Origin of the sequence: Thalassoglobus sp. (assembly GCF_048270125.1) — a bacterium.
Lineage (GTDB): Bacteria > Planctomycetota > Planctomycetia > Planctomycetales > Planctomycetaceae > Thalassoglobus.
This window is the reverse complement of sequence record NZ_JBLWTN010000006.1, coordinates 258,119-274,116: the sequence shown is the minus strand read 5'-3', so window position 1 is coordinate 274,116 and position 15,998 is coordinate 258,119. Positions and strand designations below refer to the sequence as shown.

Genomic DNA, 15,998 nt, shown 5'->3' with positions numbered 1-15,998 from the left:
GCAGTGATTCACCTGGTTACCGCGCCCCCTGTGTCGTCAGGTGGGATGAATTACTAGTTTGTACTCGAACATAACCGAGCGACAAAGCGCAACCTTACAGAAAATATCAGTTCCCTAATAATCCTGATTTCAAGTTGTGAACACAATGGACCTCTCTGTCATTACCGCCACTTGTCAGCGCCCAGAATTTCTTTCGCATTGCCTGCATCAGTTTGCCCAGCAGTCGCGGGGTGGACTCGAATGTGAACATCTCGTCATTTCGGATGGTCCAGACGGTCATGCAAAATTTCTCGCTGAGCGGGCCGGGGCAAGATATTTTGAGCTAAACTCGCCCGCAGGTCAGTGGGGAGCAGTCGCGAAGGATCTCGGGATTACACAGGCTTACGGTCGCTATGTCTGCTTCTGGGATGATGATAACATCTTCGAGCCACACGCTCTGGTCAGTTTATTCGCAGCTGTTCAAAACGCTGAGATCGGGATTGTCCGGACTCGGCATCGATTTCGAAAAAGTCCGGGAAGTGTGGTGATTCCAAGAAATTGGAGAGGAGAGTTTCGCTTAGGTGATATTGATACGATGTGTCTGTGTGTCGAAACGACCTTGGCGAGAAAAGAGCCTTGGGAATCGGAGGTGGCGAAGATTTCAAATGATTACGAATGGCTCATGAAACTGATGACACATCAACCGAAATTCAACTATCTTCCCATCCTGATTGGTCAACATGTGTGATCTTTACTCGATCATCACGCCTGAGAATTATCACGAACTTGACTTGATCACTTACACGTTTCTCGTTTGCGTGCAGCGTGACTTTTATGTGGGAAATCAGACTTCTCCACGAGGCAGAACCCGAACACCAATTCGAAAAATGCTATAGTCGCTTTTCTCAATGTTTGAGAGTTCAATTTCAGGTCTCTGGATCAGCTCGAGAATACGAACAGTTCAATATGTCAAACTGGATTGAAATCGCGAAGGTTGCAGATGTTGCAGTCGGCAGCGGTAAGGAATTGACGGTCGGTGATCGCATTGTCGCGTTGTTCAATGTCGATGGACAGTTCCATGCGATTGATGGGATCTGTGCCCACGCTGGCGGACCCGTTGGGGATGGCGAGCTCTCCGGGTGTATCGTCACCTGTCCGTGGCATGGTTGGCAATATGACGTTTCAACCGGGGCCATGTGCCTGAATGATCAGATACGGCTGGAATCGTTTCCGGTCAAAGTCGAAGGAGACTCAGTCCTGGTGGAAATGTCGTGAGTGAAATCAAAGGGAAACCGATTGCCGCTCCACCTTCGACGATTCTCGAACGAGTGTTATTCTTATTGTCGATTGGTCTTGGACTGGGAGCAGCCCGCAAGGCACCGGGGACCGTTGGGAGTCTTTGGGGACCGCTGCTTGCACTCGGTTTGCAGTGCATCAATGGGCACCCCGCGATGATGTTGCTCTATGGGATCGTTCTGTATGTGATTGGTATTCCGATTTGTGCTGCCGGAATTCGGTACTATCAAACAGGTGACCCCAAGCATGTCGTTTATGACGAGATCGCAGCGTTCCCGTTCGTGTATCTCTTCGTCCCAGTCACTTGGGGAACTGCTGTTGCAGGATTCGTACTGTTTCGAATCTTCGATATCTCAAAGCTCTGGCCAATCAACCGCTTCGAAAAACTCCCCGGCCCATGGGGAGTGATGTCAGATGATACAATCGCTGGCATCTTCGCTGGTCTGGTGTTGACTGCTCTCTGGTTGCTCCTCGGAGCTTTTTGAGGCGGTCTGTCTGAGGCAGTCAGAATGATCGACCAAAGATTTATCGAATGACTTTTGATTCTTCGGCTGCATACTGAAGCGGAACCGGAACCATCTTCTCAACAGGCAGGCTGGCATCGACGGGGGAAACTCGCATGTACCGAACTGTTGCTTCGCCGATCTGTGTGGAGAGCGTGATTGTTCGATCATCACGTTTTTGCTGTCCACGAATTCGCAACCAACCGACTCCACCTTCAGGGTCAACCATCAGGTAATCACCATTTGCAATTCCAAGGGGCAGTTTCTGAATGTGCTGCTCAACAGTTTTGCCGTTGATTGTCAAACCTTCCGTCTCGACTGAAATCGACATCGTCATTCCAAATTCAGATGGCGTGATATCTTCCAGTACCGGCTTGGGCATCACATGTTCAGGGACGACTACTTCTGGAGTAGCCTCTTCAGAAACAGCCCCGGCAAGTGCGGTGGTTCCTGCATCAGCCTCCTGGCTAATACTGGCAGAGGGCTTTGGCATCTCCTTTTGTGCCAGAACCTCACGTGGGCGGTCATTCGCCCACGCCCCTGCGAAGATCATCGTAAAAAGGACCAACGAGACCACTCGCATCACAGATTGGGATTTTTCCACCATCGCACTTTTCCAACACTTCGATTTCTGTACGGTTAATTGATTCACAGACCGCCGTTCCTGTTCAGCTTATCGACGTTGGTGCGTTGAGATTTTGGAGAATTTGCGCAAGAAGTGCCGATCGACCGAAGCAAGATGTCAATCAGGGGAGTTGAAGCAATTGGTGCGGCCTGAAACGGTAATAACGACCCGAGTGAATCTCGTGACAAAAGGTGCTGAGACCGTCTGTCGAGCCAGCAGGAGAGAGCCGTTTGTTCGACACGCGCGGACGTGTCGCGGGAGTTCTTCTTCCTGTGAAATTGCTGTTCGCCTCGAGGCGGAAGCAAGTGTTAGTCCGAAAAATTCTATGCAAGACGTACTCATGTCGATCGGAGAACTACGTCTGCTGTGAGGTCGTCGCGTTCTGCTCTTCCGTAAAGACAGTGTCGATGAGTTTCAGCAACACAGTGAGTAAGAGAAAACCGAAGGCCCAGATTCCAGCGGTGACTTTCCATTCCACGAGACTGGGCGAGTACTCAACGATTTCATGAAGAGTCGATGGGATAAATCCGGGAATGATCAGACCCATCCCTTTTTCAATCCAAATCCCGACGATGCAAAGCACGCACGCAACAATCCGGGTTGTTCCACGTTCAAGAGCTGAAGGCAAGAAAAACAGGACTGTGCCAATCAGGTTGAGGACGATGGATGTCCAAATCCACGGGACCAGTCCGTAATGACCATGGCTTCCGAAGAACAGGTATTGAGCTGATGCTCCATGTGAGCCACCAGTATAGAATAATGTGAAGATTTCACTCGCAAGCATCAGAAGATTAATGATCATCGAGACTCGAATGATCTGGATCAGTGTTCGAGCCGGTCCGGGAGCCGCTGCGTGGCCGGTCGTGACTCGTAGGATTCTCATTACGATGATGATAAACGCCGGACCACTCACAAAGGCAGAAGCGAGAAATCGAGGGGCCAGTAATGCGGTGTTCCAGAAGGATCGTCCACCGAGACCGCAGTAGAGAAAAGCGGTGACGGTGTGAATGCTGATCGCCCAGACAATCGAGAGGAAGACAAACGGGACATATAACTTGGGGTTCGGTTTTCGGCCGAGATAACGCATGTAGAGTAAATAGCCCACGATATGCAAATTGATCAACAGGTAGCCATTCAGTACGATCACGTCCCAGGTCAACATTGAGACAGGCCAGTTCACGCGACCGATGAGCGGGATCAGATGCCAGAAGCGATCTGGTCGTCCGAGGTCGACCAGCACACTTAAAGTCGCCATGACAATCGCAGCGATGGCGACGGCTTCTCCAATGATGACGACCTTATGCATCTCCTCGTCGTCATACAGATACGCTGGAATGACCATCATCACACCACCTGCTGCAAGTCCGACGCAGAAAGTGAAGTTCGCAATATAAAGCCCCCAACTGACATGGTCGGTCATGTTAGTGAGGATCATTCCCTCCGCCACCTGGTGCGCCCATGCATTCGCGCCGACGAGTGAAATCGCGGTCAGGATAAACATCCAGACATAGAACTGCAGCCCGCCATTGGTGGCTTCACCTAGACCCCACCAAAGAAAACCCGGGTAGCTTCGAACTGAGCCCGCAGACTCTTTGCGTGATTGATTTTGGGCTGTGATGGAGGACATGTTTATGAATCAAAAAAGTAAAAGAAGTTGGGTTTCGTACCGAGTTCCTCTTTCAGCACAAAAACGCGTTTGTGTTTGAGGATCCAGTTGATGTCTGAGTCTGGATCATTCAAATCGCCAAAAACGCGTGCTCCGGTTGGACAGGCTTCCAGGCAAGCAGGTGCTCTCCCTTCGCGTGTTCGATGCAGACAGAAGTGGCACTTCTCCATTGTGCCTTGTGGTCTGATTCGATTGGAGAGGTAACCTTGATCCGGGTTAACCTCCTCAGCGGGAATTTCAGGTTCTTCCCAATTGAATCGTCTTGCATGGTAAGGGCAGGCAGCTTCGCAATAACGACAGCCGATGCACCAGTTGTAGTCGACAACAACAATCCCATCGTCTTCTTGCCAGGTCGCTTCAATCGGACAGGCGGAAACGCAGGGCGGATTTTCACACTGTTGGCACTGAACCGGCATGTAATATTTATCGTCCTGAGGAACGGTATGGTCGTAGGTCGTTGTGCCGTGCTCCATATCCATCGATCCCTTCGACATTTCCAGCACGCGGATGTACGACTGGTCAACGCCTCGGTGATGGTTGTTTTCTTTGTTGCATGCTTCCATGCACGCCCCATTCCCGTTGCATTTGCTGAGATTGATGGCGTAACCATAACGGACACCAGGAATCGGTTTCGGGTCAGAAATCGTGACGTCTGCCCCGTAGTTTTCTTTGGTCTCTGCTTCGAGCCGTTCAAAGACTTTTTTCTTGTCGTTCTCCGAGAGTTCCTTGTAATGTTGCTGAAGAAACTCATCGACCGAGACGTTCTCAGGAATACTCCAGAGTGGAGAGACCGCCCTTCCAAAGGCTGCCAATCCAAGTGCCGCACCGGCAGCTTTTAATGCGGTTCGACGGGTCGAAGGCTGATTCAGAATCGGGAGTAATCCACCGCTGAAGCCTCCCTGTTGTGGATCAGGTGAGGATGTGTCGTCGACAGTCAATGTTCCGTCCTCGGTTGATCGAGAAAGCGATCTTGCGGTTTGAATGTGGGCTTCATCTTGGGGAATTGCGGTGCATGGGGATCGTGGCAGTCGATGCAGTTGTTCTTCGACTGGGGGCCACGATTCCGGTCCCAGAAACCGGTCATTCCGCCATGTGCCCCATGCTCGTAGGCAGTCATTTGAGGTCCATGGCATTGGGCACAAAGAGTCATGACTTCAGTGAATTCAACACGACGACCGTCTGCGAGTTTCAAGGCGTCGTAATCCTGATCGTTATGACAGGAGAGGCAACTCACGGTTCCATGTGAAAATGGCATTCCGTTGTGGAACTCGTCGAGGTCTTGAGCAGTTTTATTTAGAGGGTTCGGCGGGCGAGTTGTGTGACATGTTGAGCAGGCGACGGTGACTGCGTTTCCATGAAGATCGCTGAGCCCAGTTGCGACACGTGGTGGCCCCGAAGGTTTTCGAATTGAAACTGCAAATTTCTTTGCTGAGCCCGCAGGCGATTTGCGAGAGTCTATTTTTTCGGTCTTTTGAACAGACTGCTTTGCGGTCGACTTTGAGGGACTTCCTTCCTGGTCAGCGCCAGAGTTCGACATGGCAGTCGTGACTCCGATTATAGTGGCACCGGCAATTGCGGCGGACGCCACTCCGATGAGGCAGAGCCAAAGCAGCACTGAACCCTTGCGCGTTCGATTGCTGCTGTGATCAGCACAAGGTTCAGGATTTTGCTGGGGGAGACTCACTTTTGCGAACACTTTCGGGGCAACAGGTCGGAGATTTTTGTCTTCGCAAACGCCTCTTCGACAAGCCTGCTTGCGTCGTCAAGGAGTTGGTGCAACGGACACAACTGTTCATGGGCCGCAATTCCCAGCGGGCACTCAGTGATTCTTGGGATCGTGTCGACAGCCAGGACGATATCGAGTGTTGTGATTTCTTCCGCAGGTCGGCTCAATCGATATCCGCCTCCCGGCCCTGGTCTTGATTCAATAAATCCCGCCTCGTCGAGAAGGTTCAAGACTTTCAGCAGGTACTCGTAAGGAACATGGGTCGCTTCTGAAATGATCGCGCGGTTGACGTACTGATCTGGCTGGTTGGCCAGAAACACAGTGGCTCGAAGTGCATACGTAGCTGTTGACGAGATCATGGTAATGAATGTAGACTTTTATGTCTACATTAGCAATACGGAAGATGTGAGTCATTTTTTACAAACTCACTGCAACTTAGAATCCAGTCTTTTGGACAGGGAGACAATCTCTCTTTTAGGGGTCTTGTCTGCTGTCCTCTCAGTACCGTTCGTTTCAATAGATCGTGACCGACTCCCTATTATTAATGAAGGCCAATCATGATCGCTAGTGTTGTGGTCACGCTTGAAGATCGCGAAGGCCCGGTGCAGGACGTCGTTGACGAAATCCGGAAGTTGTCCAATGTCGAGATTGGAGAGTTTGGCAGTGACGCAACTCGAATTCCGGTGATGATCGATTCACCCGTGCCAGATGCGTTGGAAGAGACGACTCGGCGAATTCAAGGATGCTTCGGCGTGGCGTTTGTCGATGTTGTATTTGTCCATTTTGAAGACGACCGGGAGCAAAACTCAGTGGCCTCCCCGAAAGAAGCGAACGAATCATGAAGGACAACATGCCACAAATGGGCACACTCCAGCGTCGACAGTTTATCAAAGCGTCCGCAATGGCAGCGGCGACAGCTGTGGCTGGCGGAACCAGTTACTCACTTCCGATCCTGGCGGACGAGCCCAGCGATGGGGTTGAGTGGGACAAGGCGCCTTGCCGATTCTGCGGAACCGGTTGTCATGTCCAGGTCGGCGTGCAGGATGGCAAGGTCGTTGCAGTCGCAGGCGACAGAAACGCGGAAGTCAACAAGGGGCTTCTTTGCGTCAAAGGTTATCACGTCGGATCAGCTTTGTACGGAAAAGACCGTCTGACGAAACCGCTTTTGCGTGATGGCGACAGCTATCGGGAAATCACGTGGGAAGAGGCGATCAAAACCATTGCTGATCGAATTGAGGCGGCTCCTGAGCGGTTTGCATTTTACGGTTCAGGCCAGTGGACCATTCCGGAAGGTTACGCAGCTCAGAAGTTTATGAAGGGTGGGCTGTCGAACAACCATATCGATCCGAACGCTCGTCTCTGCATGTCATCGGCGGTGACCGGGTTTCTCGCAACTTACGGTGTCGATGAACCAGCAGGTTGTTACGACGATCTCGATGCGTGCGACGTCCTCATCATGTGGGGGAACAACCCGGCAGAAATGCATCCTGTCCTGTTTTCTCGAGTCGTAGACCGTCGCAGTCGAGGCGAGAAAGTCACGCTGATCGATATCGGCACGAGGCGAACGCGAACGACCGAGTCGTGTCAGCATTATCTCGAAATGAAAGGCCACGGCGATATGGCGATCGCCAACGGGATCGCGCATCTGCTGATTAAGAATGGGACTTACTCTCGGAAATTCGTCGAATCTTTCTGTAACTTCAAAGCTCCAGACGACGAGAACCCGAACCTGCACGGCAAAGCAATTTCCTTTGAGGAATACAAAAAGCAGCTCGAACCTTACACACCCGAGTACGTTGAAGAACTCTCTGGTGTTCCCGCCGCTCAGATCCGGATGCTGGGCGATGTCTTCGGAAATCCTGACCTGAAGATTACTTCGCTTTGGTGCATGGGGATGAACCAGCACACTCGTGGGACTGCCATCAACTCGATGGTTCACGGAATTCATCTACTGAGTGGTCATTTTGGGACGCCCGGGAATGCCCCCACCAGTCTCACAGGACAACCTTCAGCTTGTGGAACAGTCCGCGAAGTCGGGACTTTGGCACATGCACTTCCTGGCGGACGTGTTGTTGACAACGAAGAGCACCGGCAACAGTCTGAGGGATTTTGGAATGTCCCGGCTGACCGCATCAATCCAAAGCCTGGATATCACACTGTCCAGATGTGGGAGAGTTTCTGCACGCCGACTGATCAGGGTGGCGACATCGGGGTGATCTGGGTGCAGGTGACCAACCCCGGTCAGACGCTTCCGAATCTGAACAAACTCTTCAATCCAAAAGGGGACAACAAGGCTGGTCTGGAGGACAAGTTCCTCATTGTCAGCGATGTCTACCCGACCGCGACAACACGATTGGCTGATTTAATTTTGCCATCGGCAATGTGGGTCGAAAAGAATGGCGTGGTCGGCAACTCGGAACGTCGCACGCAGCAGTGGTTCAAAATGGTCGATCCGCCCGGTGATTCTCGCGATGACTGCTGGCAGACGATCGCTGTCGCTCGCGAATTGTTTGACCGTGGAATGGAAGGAATGAAGGATCGGGATGGTCGCTTCCTGTTTGAAATCAAGAAGGATGATGCGCCTGTCCCGATTTGGGAGTGGGAACATTATTACGACGTCAATGTCGACGAACATTTGTTTGAGGAGTACCGCCAGTTCAGTCGGCTCAAGCATAAAGACCTCGCTCCTTATTCCGAGTATGTCAAAGCTCGGGGACTCCGTTGGCCTGTCGTCGAACGTGACGGAATCTGGCACGAGACCCACTTTCGATTCTCGGAAGGGTATGATCCATACGTGAAAGAGGGTGAAGAGATTCAGTTCTATCACTCTTCGACTCATGACGACCGCGCTCAAATCTGGTTCCACCCGTGGATTCCGCCCGCAGAAGTTCCTGATGAAGACTATCCGCTGATGCTCTGCACCGGACGAGTTCTCGAACACTGGCACTCTGGGTCGATGACACGTCGAATCCCGGAACTCAGCCGAGCCATGCCGGGAGCATATCTTGAGATCAGTGCCAAAGATGCAGCGACCTACGAGCTTCGAAACGGAGATCGGGTCAAAGTTGAATCGCGTCGCGGATCGCTGGTTCTTCCGGTATGGATCGACGGTCGAGGTCAACCACCAAGTGGAACCGTTTTCATTCCTTTCTTTGATGAAACACTGCTTGTCAACGACTTGACCCTTGATGCTCTTGACCCATTCTCAAAACAGCCGGACTACAAAAAGTCGGCGGTTCGCATCAGTAAGGTGTCGGGATGAGCGCGAAGCAGACGTCAAGAGTCACACCACTCATCGGCTTCGTAGCGATCTCAATTGCTGTGGTCGGTTACTTCACAGGCTTGCAGTCACCGATGCCGCCGTTAACCGAGTCAGTTCCTCTCCCCGGAGGTGAAAAAATACTGAAAGGGACGACGCCCATCGAAGAAGGTGTGATTCCTGCGACTCGGTATTCCAGCATGTCTGAGGTGACGCGCAACCATCGCTACCAAACTCGACTGACAAGTTTGAAGTCAACATTTGATCCTCTCGCCGAAATTAAGATTGCTCCGGAGGAGAAGCTTGCAGCTCTCCTGAAACGTGAACAGAACAGAGCCTTCAACGGAGCGCCCCCGACGATCCCTCATCCGATCGACCAAAGATCGGATGTCTCCTGTCTTGCCTGTCACAAAGAGGGAGCGATCACAAAGTCCTTGCGAATCCCGCGTATGTCACACGAACTGCTGCTGAACTGCACTCAGTGTCATGTTGAAGGCAGTTCACAACACATGGCGGCAAAAGAGTTTCGTGAAAACGATTTTGCAGGTTTGCCAGCACCGACCGAAGGACCACGGTCATTCAAAGGGGCTCCTCCTCAAATTCCGCATACCACATGGATGAGATCTGACTGCATGAGTTGCCATGGCTACGCTGGATTGCAGGGCATTCGAACGACTCACCCTTGGAGGAGCAATTGTCAGCAATGCCATACTCCATCGGCCAGCCAGAACCAAACTCTTTTAGCTGAGCAGCCTCAGTTTCTGCCAGGCCCGAAGTTGAAACAGGAATGAGTTAGACGATCATGACAGAGAGCAATAAAATGACGCGGCGTGAATGGTTTCGCCTGAGACCGCAACGCACAGAGTCTGAAAACGCAGGGAATCGTCAGGATCATCTTGTCGGGGAAGAATCGCGTGCTCTGCAACCGATCGAAGAGCCTGTGAACCATGATGGGATGGACCTCTCCGAACTCCCCCCGATGCGAGAAGCGAGTCTCTCTGAAGAGGAGGTTCGTCAGCTCTTCTCCGATATTCAGGCACTCGGGGCGGACATTCTACTGATGCAACGATCGGCTCGATCGCAACGAGCTTCTGCCTCTCGAGCAACCACAGCTGACCAACTTCGCACGGCTTTGGAGACCCTCTTGTCTGGTGCCGTTCCACGTGTCCAAATCCGCTACAAGTGGGAAGACTCCAATTGGATCGACACACTGGAGCGTCGCGAAGCAGATGTCCGTCTGATCCGTATCGCACACAATCCGGCAAACAGGCCGGGACGCGCATCGAGTTGAAATCTCCGGCTGGTCGGGCCAGTCGGTTTCGCGATTCGGTGAGACTCAATGTGACGCAAGTGATTCAAGTTTGGTACTGAATCGGATCAGTCAAGCCTGCATTTTCAAAACCGCGTTGACGGAGTTGGCAGGCGTCGCAATGCCCGCAGCTAATGCCTGCTTCATTCGGATCATAGCAGGTATGCGTTTGGCTGTAGTCGACGCCGAGGGTGATCCCTTTTTGAATGATTTGTGCCTTTGTGAGGTCGATGAGGGGAGTGTGAATATTGAACTCTCCGTTCCCGTCGACGCCTGCTTTTGTCGCCAGATTTGCGAGTTTTGCGAACTGTTGGATAAATTCCGGTCGGCAGTCAGGGTACCCACTGTAGTCGACCGCGTTCACACCGATGAACAGGTCAAACGCACCTAGCACTTCTGCCCAGCCGAGAGCAATCGAGAGAAAGACTGTGTTTCTGGCGGGGACGTAAGTGATCGGAATGCCGGTCGCCATGAGAGCGTCATCTCGATCTTTCGGGACTTCGATTTCCTCTGTCAAAGCCGAACCGCCAAACTTGCGGAGGTCGATTTCAATGGTGACATGTTTTTGGACGTCGAATTTCTGGCAGAGCTTTTTGGCAGCTTGCAGTTCAAACTGATGTCGTTGCCCATAGTCGAAGGAGAGGGCGTAACATTCGTAGCCTTCGCTCTTGGCAATTGCGAGAACTGTTGCGGAGTCCAGTCCGCCGCTTAAGAGGACGACTGCACGTTTGGAGTGTGACATAATTTTTTGTTGAAAAGAATCACGGAGATTTCAGCGTTGTGATTTTCTCCGCAATCTCCGTACTTCATTTGAGAGTGAAAAAGTCAGGAAGTTGCCGGATGGTATCCGGTACTTTTCAGCTTGATACGGTACAAGCCTTTGCCAACTGTCAGATAGAGAGTGTGCTTTCCTTCGCCCGTGCCGAAGCAGCAATTGGTTGGAAGATCAGGTGTAGGGATGTACGCTTTTTCATTTCCTGCAGGACTGAAAACAATGATGCCATGTCGTTCGGCGCTACGAACGGCTGCATAGATGTTCCCGTTCGTGTCGACAGTCATTCCATCGATGCCGAGTTGGTCTCCAAAGTCGTGCAGGATTTTTCGTTTTCCGAGCGTGCCATCTTTTTTGATGTGAAACGCGTTCAGGGTCATTCGTTTTTGGGAATTCGGATTTTTCGCTTTCGATGCATCGGTCGTTCCCCGGTTCGTTTCAGCGACGTAAAGTGTGCTGCCATTGGGAGACAGAATGACACCGTTGGGTTTGGTGATGTCCGTCGTCATTCGTGTCAATTTTTGCGTTTTTGGATCGAAACGAAAAACGCTCATGTGATCAAGTTCCGTCGGCTCCGAACCAACATAGCGGGGGTCGCTGAAGAAGATGGAACCATCTGGGTGAATCACCAGGTCATTCGGAGAGTTGAGGGCTTTTCCTTCGAATTTGGAGGCAAGGACTTTCAGGGTTCTGTCTTCCCCGATTCGGCACAGCGCAATCTTTCCACCGTTCGCTCCACAGGCAGCGATCAAATTGCCAGTCCGGTCAAACATCAATCCGTTACTTTGACCGCTGTCAGCGCAATAGATCTCGGTTATCTTTGTCGACGGATCGAACCGTAAGATGCGTCCGGGGCGATCACCTGCTGAGATGTCGCTGAAGTAGATCCGACCATCGGGAGCTGCTGCGACCCCTTCTGTGAAGACGCCATCTTTCCAGAGCTCTTCAAGCTTTGCTCCTGCAGGAATGATCGCGGGGTCTCCAGTCGGAGCACGCAATTCGTCTGCAAAGGTGGTGCTCTTCAAAATCAAGAACAGGGAGAGCGTCAACAACCAGCGGGACACGATCAGCATCATCAAATCTCCTGTGAAGCTGCATCAGGGGAGAGTGAAGCATATCTCACTCGCTGAGATGAATCACACCCCGACCGGCAAATTTTCCGTCGAGAATTTGTTCCACGGCTGCGGAGACAGTCGTGAGTGAGAGGTCAATTTTTGCATCCAGAAGCTGATCAAGCTTCCAGTCTGTCGCCAGTTTGTTCCAGATTTCCTTACGGAGATCGTCGGGGCACCAAGCGGAATCGATTCCGAAGAGTGCGATTCCTCTAAGGATGAATGGGTAAACTGTCGTCGGCAGTTCGCCACCACCTGTCACGCCGCAACAGGCGACACAACCTCGGTGTTCAATTTTCTTCAACATGGTTGCCAAGACGCCGCCACCAACGGTGTCGATTCCGGCGGCAAACTCTCCTTTGAGCAGTGGCCGCTTTTCATTGCCTGATAACTCTTCTCGACCTGCGACGGTTGTCGCTCCGAGTTCTTTCAGCCATTCGTGTCGATCAGTTTTTCCAGTGATCGCGACCACCTCAAAACCGAGTTTGGCGAGAAGCATGACTGAAATTGATCCGACTCCACCCGTCGCTCCGCTGACAATCACTTTTCCATCTTCTGGAACTCGGCCATGTTTCAGGAGTGCTGCCACACTTTGAGCCGCTGTGAACCCAGCCGTTCCGAGAGTCATACTCTCTTCAGGGGTGAGGCCTGCTGGCAATTTGACCAGCCAATCTGCCGGAGCAATGAGATGCGACGCCCAGCCTCCCCAACGTTCGACGCCCAACTCGTGACCAGTCGCGATGACTTGATCGCCGGGCTGGTAGCGTTTGTCCTGACTCTCGACAACAGTTCCCACAGCATCGACTCCGGGAACGTGCGGGAAATTCTTCACAATTCCCGGGTGACCAGTCGCTGCCATCGCGTCCTTGTAATTTAAGGATGAGTGGCTCACTTCAACGACAACATCACCCGAACGCAATTCCGGTAGAGGTGCCGCCGACAATCGCGAGTGGATTTCGTCACCGGATTTTTCGACAAGAAAGCAGTTCGTCGTTTTAATTGTCATTGTGGAATTCGATCAAAGGGCCTGGTGGTCCAACCGTCTGAGCAGACGGCAGATGGCAGTCGGACGAACACGGAATGTTCGTGCTCGTCCGGTGCCTCTGGATTGTGAATTCAAGAAGTCAGCATAAGTCTGACAACTTCACTTCGTAGAGCGATGACGTCGTCCGTTAGTTCAAGAGATCCTTGACGGTGTCTCGTTCTTCGCGAAGCTCTTTCAGTGTCGCATCGATTTTTTGTTGTGCGAATTCGTTGTGTTCCTGTCCTTGGACAATCTTACTTGTTGTACCATCGCTCTGGAGCGGGAATCCGAAGATGAGACCTTCATCGACGCCGTAAGAGCCATCGCTGCATACGGCTGCACTGAATGTTTCGTTCTCTGGAGTTACAGAAATGATCGACTTAACTGTGTCCAATGCAGCGTTCGCGGCGGATGCGGCACTACTTGCACCACGAGCGTTGATCACAGCTGCACCACGTTTTTGAACGATGGGAATGAAATCATTCTGCAACCAGGCATCATCCTTGATTACTTCAGGAGCAGGCTTGCCGCCGATTTCTGCGTGAAAATAATCGGGGAACTGTGTCGCGGAGTGGTTTCCCCAGATCGTCATTTTTGAAACCGACGAGACAGGTTGTCCCGACTTTTGAGCGAGTTGTGTTTTCGCACGATTTTGGTCGAGCATCATCATTGCGTACCAGCGGTCCCGTGGGATGTCGGGAGCGTTGTTCATTGCGATCAGGCAGTTCGTGTTACAAGGATTTCCGATCACGACAACTCGAACATCTTTCGCAGCGGCTGCTTGAATCGCTTTTCCGGTGTTTGTGAAAATCGGGCCGTTGATTCGAATCAGGTCTCCACGTTCCATTCCTTTTCCGCGTGGGACACTTCCGACGCACAACACAAAATTGCAGTCGCCAAAACCCTCTTCAAGGTGGTCGCTGTCAACTTTCGTGACACCTGCGAGTGTGGAGAATGCACAGTCGTCGAGTTCCATTTCCACTCCATCCAGAGCAGAAATTGCGGGGGGGATTTCAATCAAATTCAGATGCACTGGCTGGTCAGGACCAAAAACCTCACCGCTCGCCAGTCGAAACGCCAACGCATACCCAATGTTCCCAGCTGCCCCGGTCACTGCCACTCGAATCGGACTTGCCATCTCACTCACCATCTCATGTTTGTACAAACAAATTCCTGTCGAAGTCTTCTCAAGAACTCCATTCAACCCTTTTATCGTTTTCACAAACATGGGGCAAACGTAACAGCAGGATCGTCTGAAAGTGAGAAAATCATGCTGTTCAAAATCTACTCGCGTGAGATAGACTGAAACCGGGTTTCCCTCAAATTCATCCACTTTTCATTATTGAAATTGAATCACAAAGCAGACTCCCTATGAAATCGGCGTGTCACTCTCAATATGATCGTCGATGGCTATTGCTGATTCTTCTGGTTGCACTCGTGCTGAGAGTCGGATTCGTTGTCTGGCTGCAGGAACGCCTCGATGCAACGGGGCGAGATTATTTGATCTCAGGAGATGCAGAAGGTTATTGGGATCTGGCGAAGACAATCGTTAACGGGGAAGACTATGCGATCCATTCTCCGCCACGGTCTGTTCATCGCATGCCGGGACTTCCCGCAGTTTTGGCGATCTCGATTTCAGTCTTTGGCGAGAGCCGATTCGCTGCTCGTCTTGTGTTGGCAACATTGGGAGCCCTCTCGTGCGGATTGCTTTATTTGCTTGGGAAGCGAATTCACTCGTCTGCAGCAGGGTTGATCGCGGCTGCCCTCTTAGCGATTTCCCCGGCATCGATTGGGTTTTCGGGGGTGATTCTTTCTGAGACACTCTTCGGTTTTGTGATGTTGTTGTCCCTGCTTGGAGTCGTTTCGCTGATTGAGAAACTGACTCAGGATAAGGCGGCGGTTTCGCAGGTTTGCTGGTGGGCACTCTTGACTGGAATTCTGATCGGGCTTGGCGTTTACATGAAACCAAGTTGGCTTTTGGCCGGTCCTCTTCTGGGATTCCTGATGCTTGTGTTCATTTCACCACGTCGGAACAGTGGCATCGCTGCGGTTCTGGTGACGTTGGGGATGATTCTCGTCTTGCTCCCTTGGGGAGTTCGGAATCAAATTGTTTCTGGACACTTCAAGCTGACAACATTTTGGATGGGACCGAGTTTGTATGATGGACTCAATCCGCAAGCGACGGGGGCGAGTGACATGCGATTTTTCGATGTCGATCAGTTGCCCAACGAAATGACGGAGTATGAAGTCGACAAAGAGTACCAACGGAGGTCGTGGGAGTTCGCTAGAGCGAATCCATCAAAAGTCGTCATTCTGGCGGGGGCGAAGTTGTGGCGATATTGGAAGCCGTGGCCAAATGCCGCACAGTTCGATAAAGCATTCATACGGATTGGTCTTTGTTTGTACACAATCCCTGTGTTTTTATTGGCAGCCTGGGGGTCTTGGAAGATTTGGGGGGAAAACTGGTCTATTGCCGTTTGTGTCGGCCCGATATTCTACTTCGCGGGCTTACATATGATTTTCGTCAGCTCATTACGTTATCGACTCCCCGCAGAAGCCCCGTTGCTGGTGCTTTCAGCGATTGGCATTTTGTCGATTTGTGGAAAGTTGAATGAAGGATCGAAGCGGCGAACGGATTAATGTTTTAGGCCACTTTCGTGTTTTTTGTCTTCGTGAAGAGTGATTTGCATCTGGTGAATCGCTCATTTCTACGAGACAGAATGCGAA

Annotated in this window: 17 protein-coding genes; 8 read left to right on the top strand and 9 right to left on the bottom strand. The window is 51.7% G+C overall.

What is annotated here, in order from left to right:
• Positions 1-145: 145 nt before the first annotated feature.
• The 3 genes from ACN0YR_RS10195 to ACN0YR_RS10185 all read left to right on the top strand — a co-directional run bounded on the left by ACN0YR_RS10195 (position 146) and on the right by ACN0YR_RS10185 (position 1,760).
• Positions 146-727 (top strand): glycosyltransferase family 2 protein, encoded by a 582-nt coding sequence (locus ACN0YR_RS10195; RefSeq protein WP_417849108.1) that lies wholly within the window; start codon positions 146-148, stop codon positions 725-727.
• A gap of 218 nt (positions 728-945) precedes the next feature.
• A complete protein-coding gene (locus ACN0YR_RS10190; RefSeq protein ID WP_145200334.1) occupies positions 946-1,254 on the top strand; it encodes a Rieske (2Fe-2S) protein in 309 nt (102 codons plus the stop codon).
• Entirely contained in the window at positions 1,251-1,760 is a 510-nt protein-coding gene (locus ACN0YR_RS10185; protein ID WP_417849107.1) for a phosphatidylglycerophosphatase A, read from the top strand. Before ACN0YR_RS10190 ends, ACN0YR_RS10185 begins: the two co-directional genes overlap by 4 nt.
• 40 nt (positions 1,761-1,800) lie before the next feature.
• On the opposite strand, the gene ACN0YR_RS10180 is transcribed toward ACN0YR_RS10185, so the two are convergent.
• The 5 genes from ACN0YR_RS10180 to ACN0YR_RS10160 form a co-directional block, all read right to left on the bottom strand.
• Complete coding sequence (locus tag ACN0YR_RS10180; protein WP_417849106.1) at positions 1,801-2,385, bottom strand: hypothetical protein; 585 nt, start codon at positions 2,383-2,385, stop codon at positions 1,801-1,803.
• Between the two features lie 373 nt (positions 2,386-2,758).
• Entirely contained in the window at positions 2,759-4,030 is a 1,272-nt protein-coding gene (gene dsrP / locus ACN0YR_RS10175) for a sulfate reduction electron transfer complex DsrMKJOP subunit DsrP (protein ID WP_417849105.1), read from the bottom strand.
• Positions 4,031-4,032: 2 nt separating this feature from the next.
• Positions 4,033-5,007: a 4Fe-4S dicluster domain-containing protein gene (locus tag ACN0YR_RS10170; protein ID WP_417849104.1), complete on the bottom strand. Its 975-nt coding sequence runs from the start codon at positions 5,005-5,007 to the stop codon at positions 4,033-4,035.
• Positions 5,004-5,606 carry a hypothetical protein gene (locus ACN0YR_RS10165; RefSeq protein ID WP_417849103.1) on the bottom strand — a complete coding sequence of 201 codons (603 nt, stop codon included), beginning with the start codon at positions 5,604-5,606 and terminating at the stop codon, positions 5,004-5,006. The genes ACN0YR_RS10170 and ACN0YR_RS10165 overlap by 4 nt, the downstream gene beginning before the upstream one ends.
• Positions 5,607-5,749: 143 nt before the next feature.
• A complete protein-coding gene (locus ACN0YR_RS10160; protein WP_417849102.1) occupies positions 5,750-6,154 on the bottom strand; it encodes an RrF2 family transcriptional regulator in 405 nt (134 codons plus the stop codon).
• A 198-nt stretch (positions 6,155-6,352) separates the two neighbouring features.
• Between ACN0YR_RS10160 and ACN0YR_RS10155 the strand changes: the two genes are divergently transcribed.
• From ACN0YR_RS10155 to ACN0YR_RS10140, 4 genes are read left to right on the top strand one after another with little or no spacing between them, the layout of a single operon-like run.
• On the top strand, positions 6,353-6,637 hold the full coding sequence (locus ACN0YR_RS10155; protein ID WP_417849101.1) for a chaperone NapD: 285 nt from the start codon (positions 6,353-6,355) through the stop codon (positions 6,635-6,637).
• Positions 6,634-9,057, top strand: a complete 2,424-nt coding sequence (locus ACN0YR_RS10150) for a molybdopterin-dependent oxidoreductase (protein ID WP_417849100.1) — start codon at positions 6,634-6,636, stop codon at positions 9,055-9,057. Before ACN0YR_RS10155 ends, ACN0YR_RS10150 begins: the two co-directional genes overlap by 4 nt.
• The gene (locus ACN0YR_RS10145) at positions 9,054-9,845 is read left to right on the top strand and encodes a hypothetical protein (RefSeq protein WP_417849099.1); all 792 of its coding nucleotides are present in this window, start codon (positions 9,054-9,056) and stop codon (positions 9,843-9,845) included. Before ACN0YR_RS10150 ends, ACN0YR_RS10145 begins: the two co-directional genes overlap by 4 nt.
• Before the next feature lie 29 nt (positions 9,846-9,874).
• Positions 9,875-10,345: a hypothetical protein gene (locus ACN0YR_RS10140; protein WP_417849098.1), complete on the top strand. Its 471-nt coding sequence runs from the start codon at positions 9,875-9,877 to the stop codon at positions 10,343-10,345.
• 64 nt (positions 10,346-10,409) lie between these two features.
• Here the strand turns inward: ACN0YR_RS10140 and queC are convergent, their stop codons facing one another.
• The 4 genes from queC to ACN0YR_RS10120 all read right to left on the bottom strand — a co-directional run bounded on the left by queC (position 10,410) and on the right by ACN0YR_RS10120 (position 14,409).
• Positions 10,410-11,108 carry a 7-cyano-7-deazaguanine synthase QueC gene (queC, locus tag ACN0YR_RS10135; RefSeq protein WP_417849145.1) on the bottom strand — a complete coding sequence of 233 codons (699 nt, stop codon included), beginning with the start codon at positions 11,106-11,108 and terminating at the stop codon, positions 10,410-10,412.
• Positions 11,109-11,188: 80 nt separating this feature from the next.
• A complete protein-coding gene (locus ACN0YR_RS10130; protein WP_417849097.1) occupies positions 11,189-12,211 on the bottom strand; it encodes an SMP-30/gluconolactonase/LRE family protein in 1,023 nt (340 codons plus the stop codon).
• Positions 12,212-12,254: 43 nt separating this feature from the next.
• Positions 12,255-13,253 (bottom strand): YhdH/YhfP family quinone oxidoreductase, encoded by a 999-nt coding sequence (locus ACN0YR_RS10125; RefSeq protein ID WP_417849096.1) that lies wholly within the window; start codon positions 13,251-13,253, stop codon positions 12,255-12,257.
• A 166-nt stretch (positions 13,254-13,419) separates the two neighbouring features.
• Positions 13,420-14,409, bottom strand: coding sequence for a malate dehydrogenase (locus tag ACN0YR_RS10120; RefSeq protein ID WP_417849095.1), 990 nt, complete (start codon positions 14,407-14,409; stop codon positions 13,420-13,422).
• A gap of 233 nt (positions 14,410-14,642) precedes the next feature.
• On the opposite strand from ACN0YR_RS10120, the gene ACN0YR_RS10115 reads away from it, so the two are divergent.
• Entirely contained in the window at positions 14,643-15,911 is a 1,269-nt protein-coding gene (locus ACN0YR_RS10115; protein ID WP_417849094.1) for an ArnT family glycosyltransferase, read from the top strand.
• Positions 15,912-15,998 lie beyond the last annotated feature (87 nt).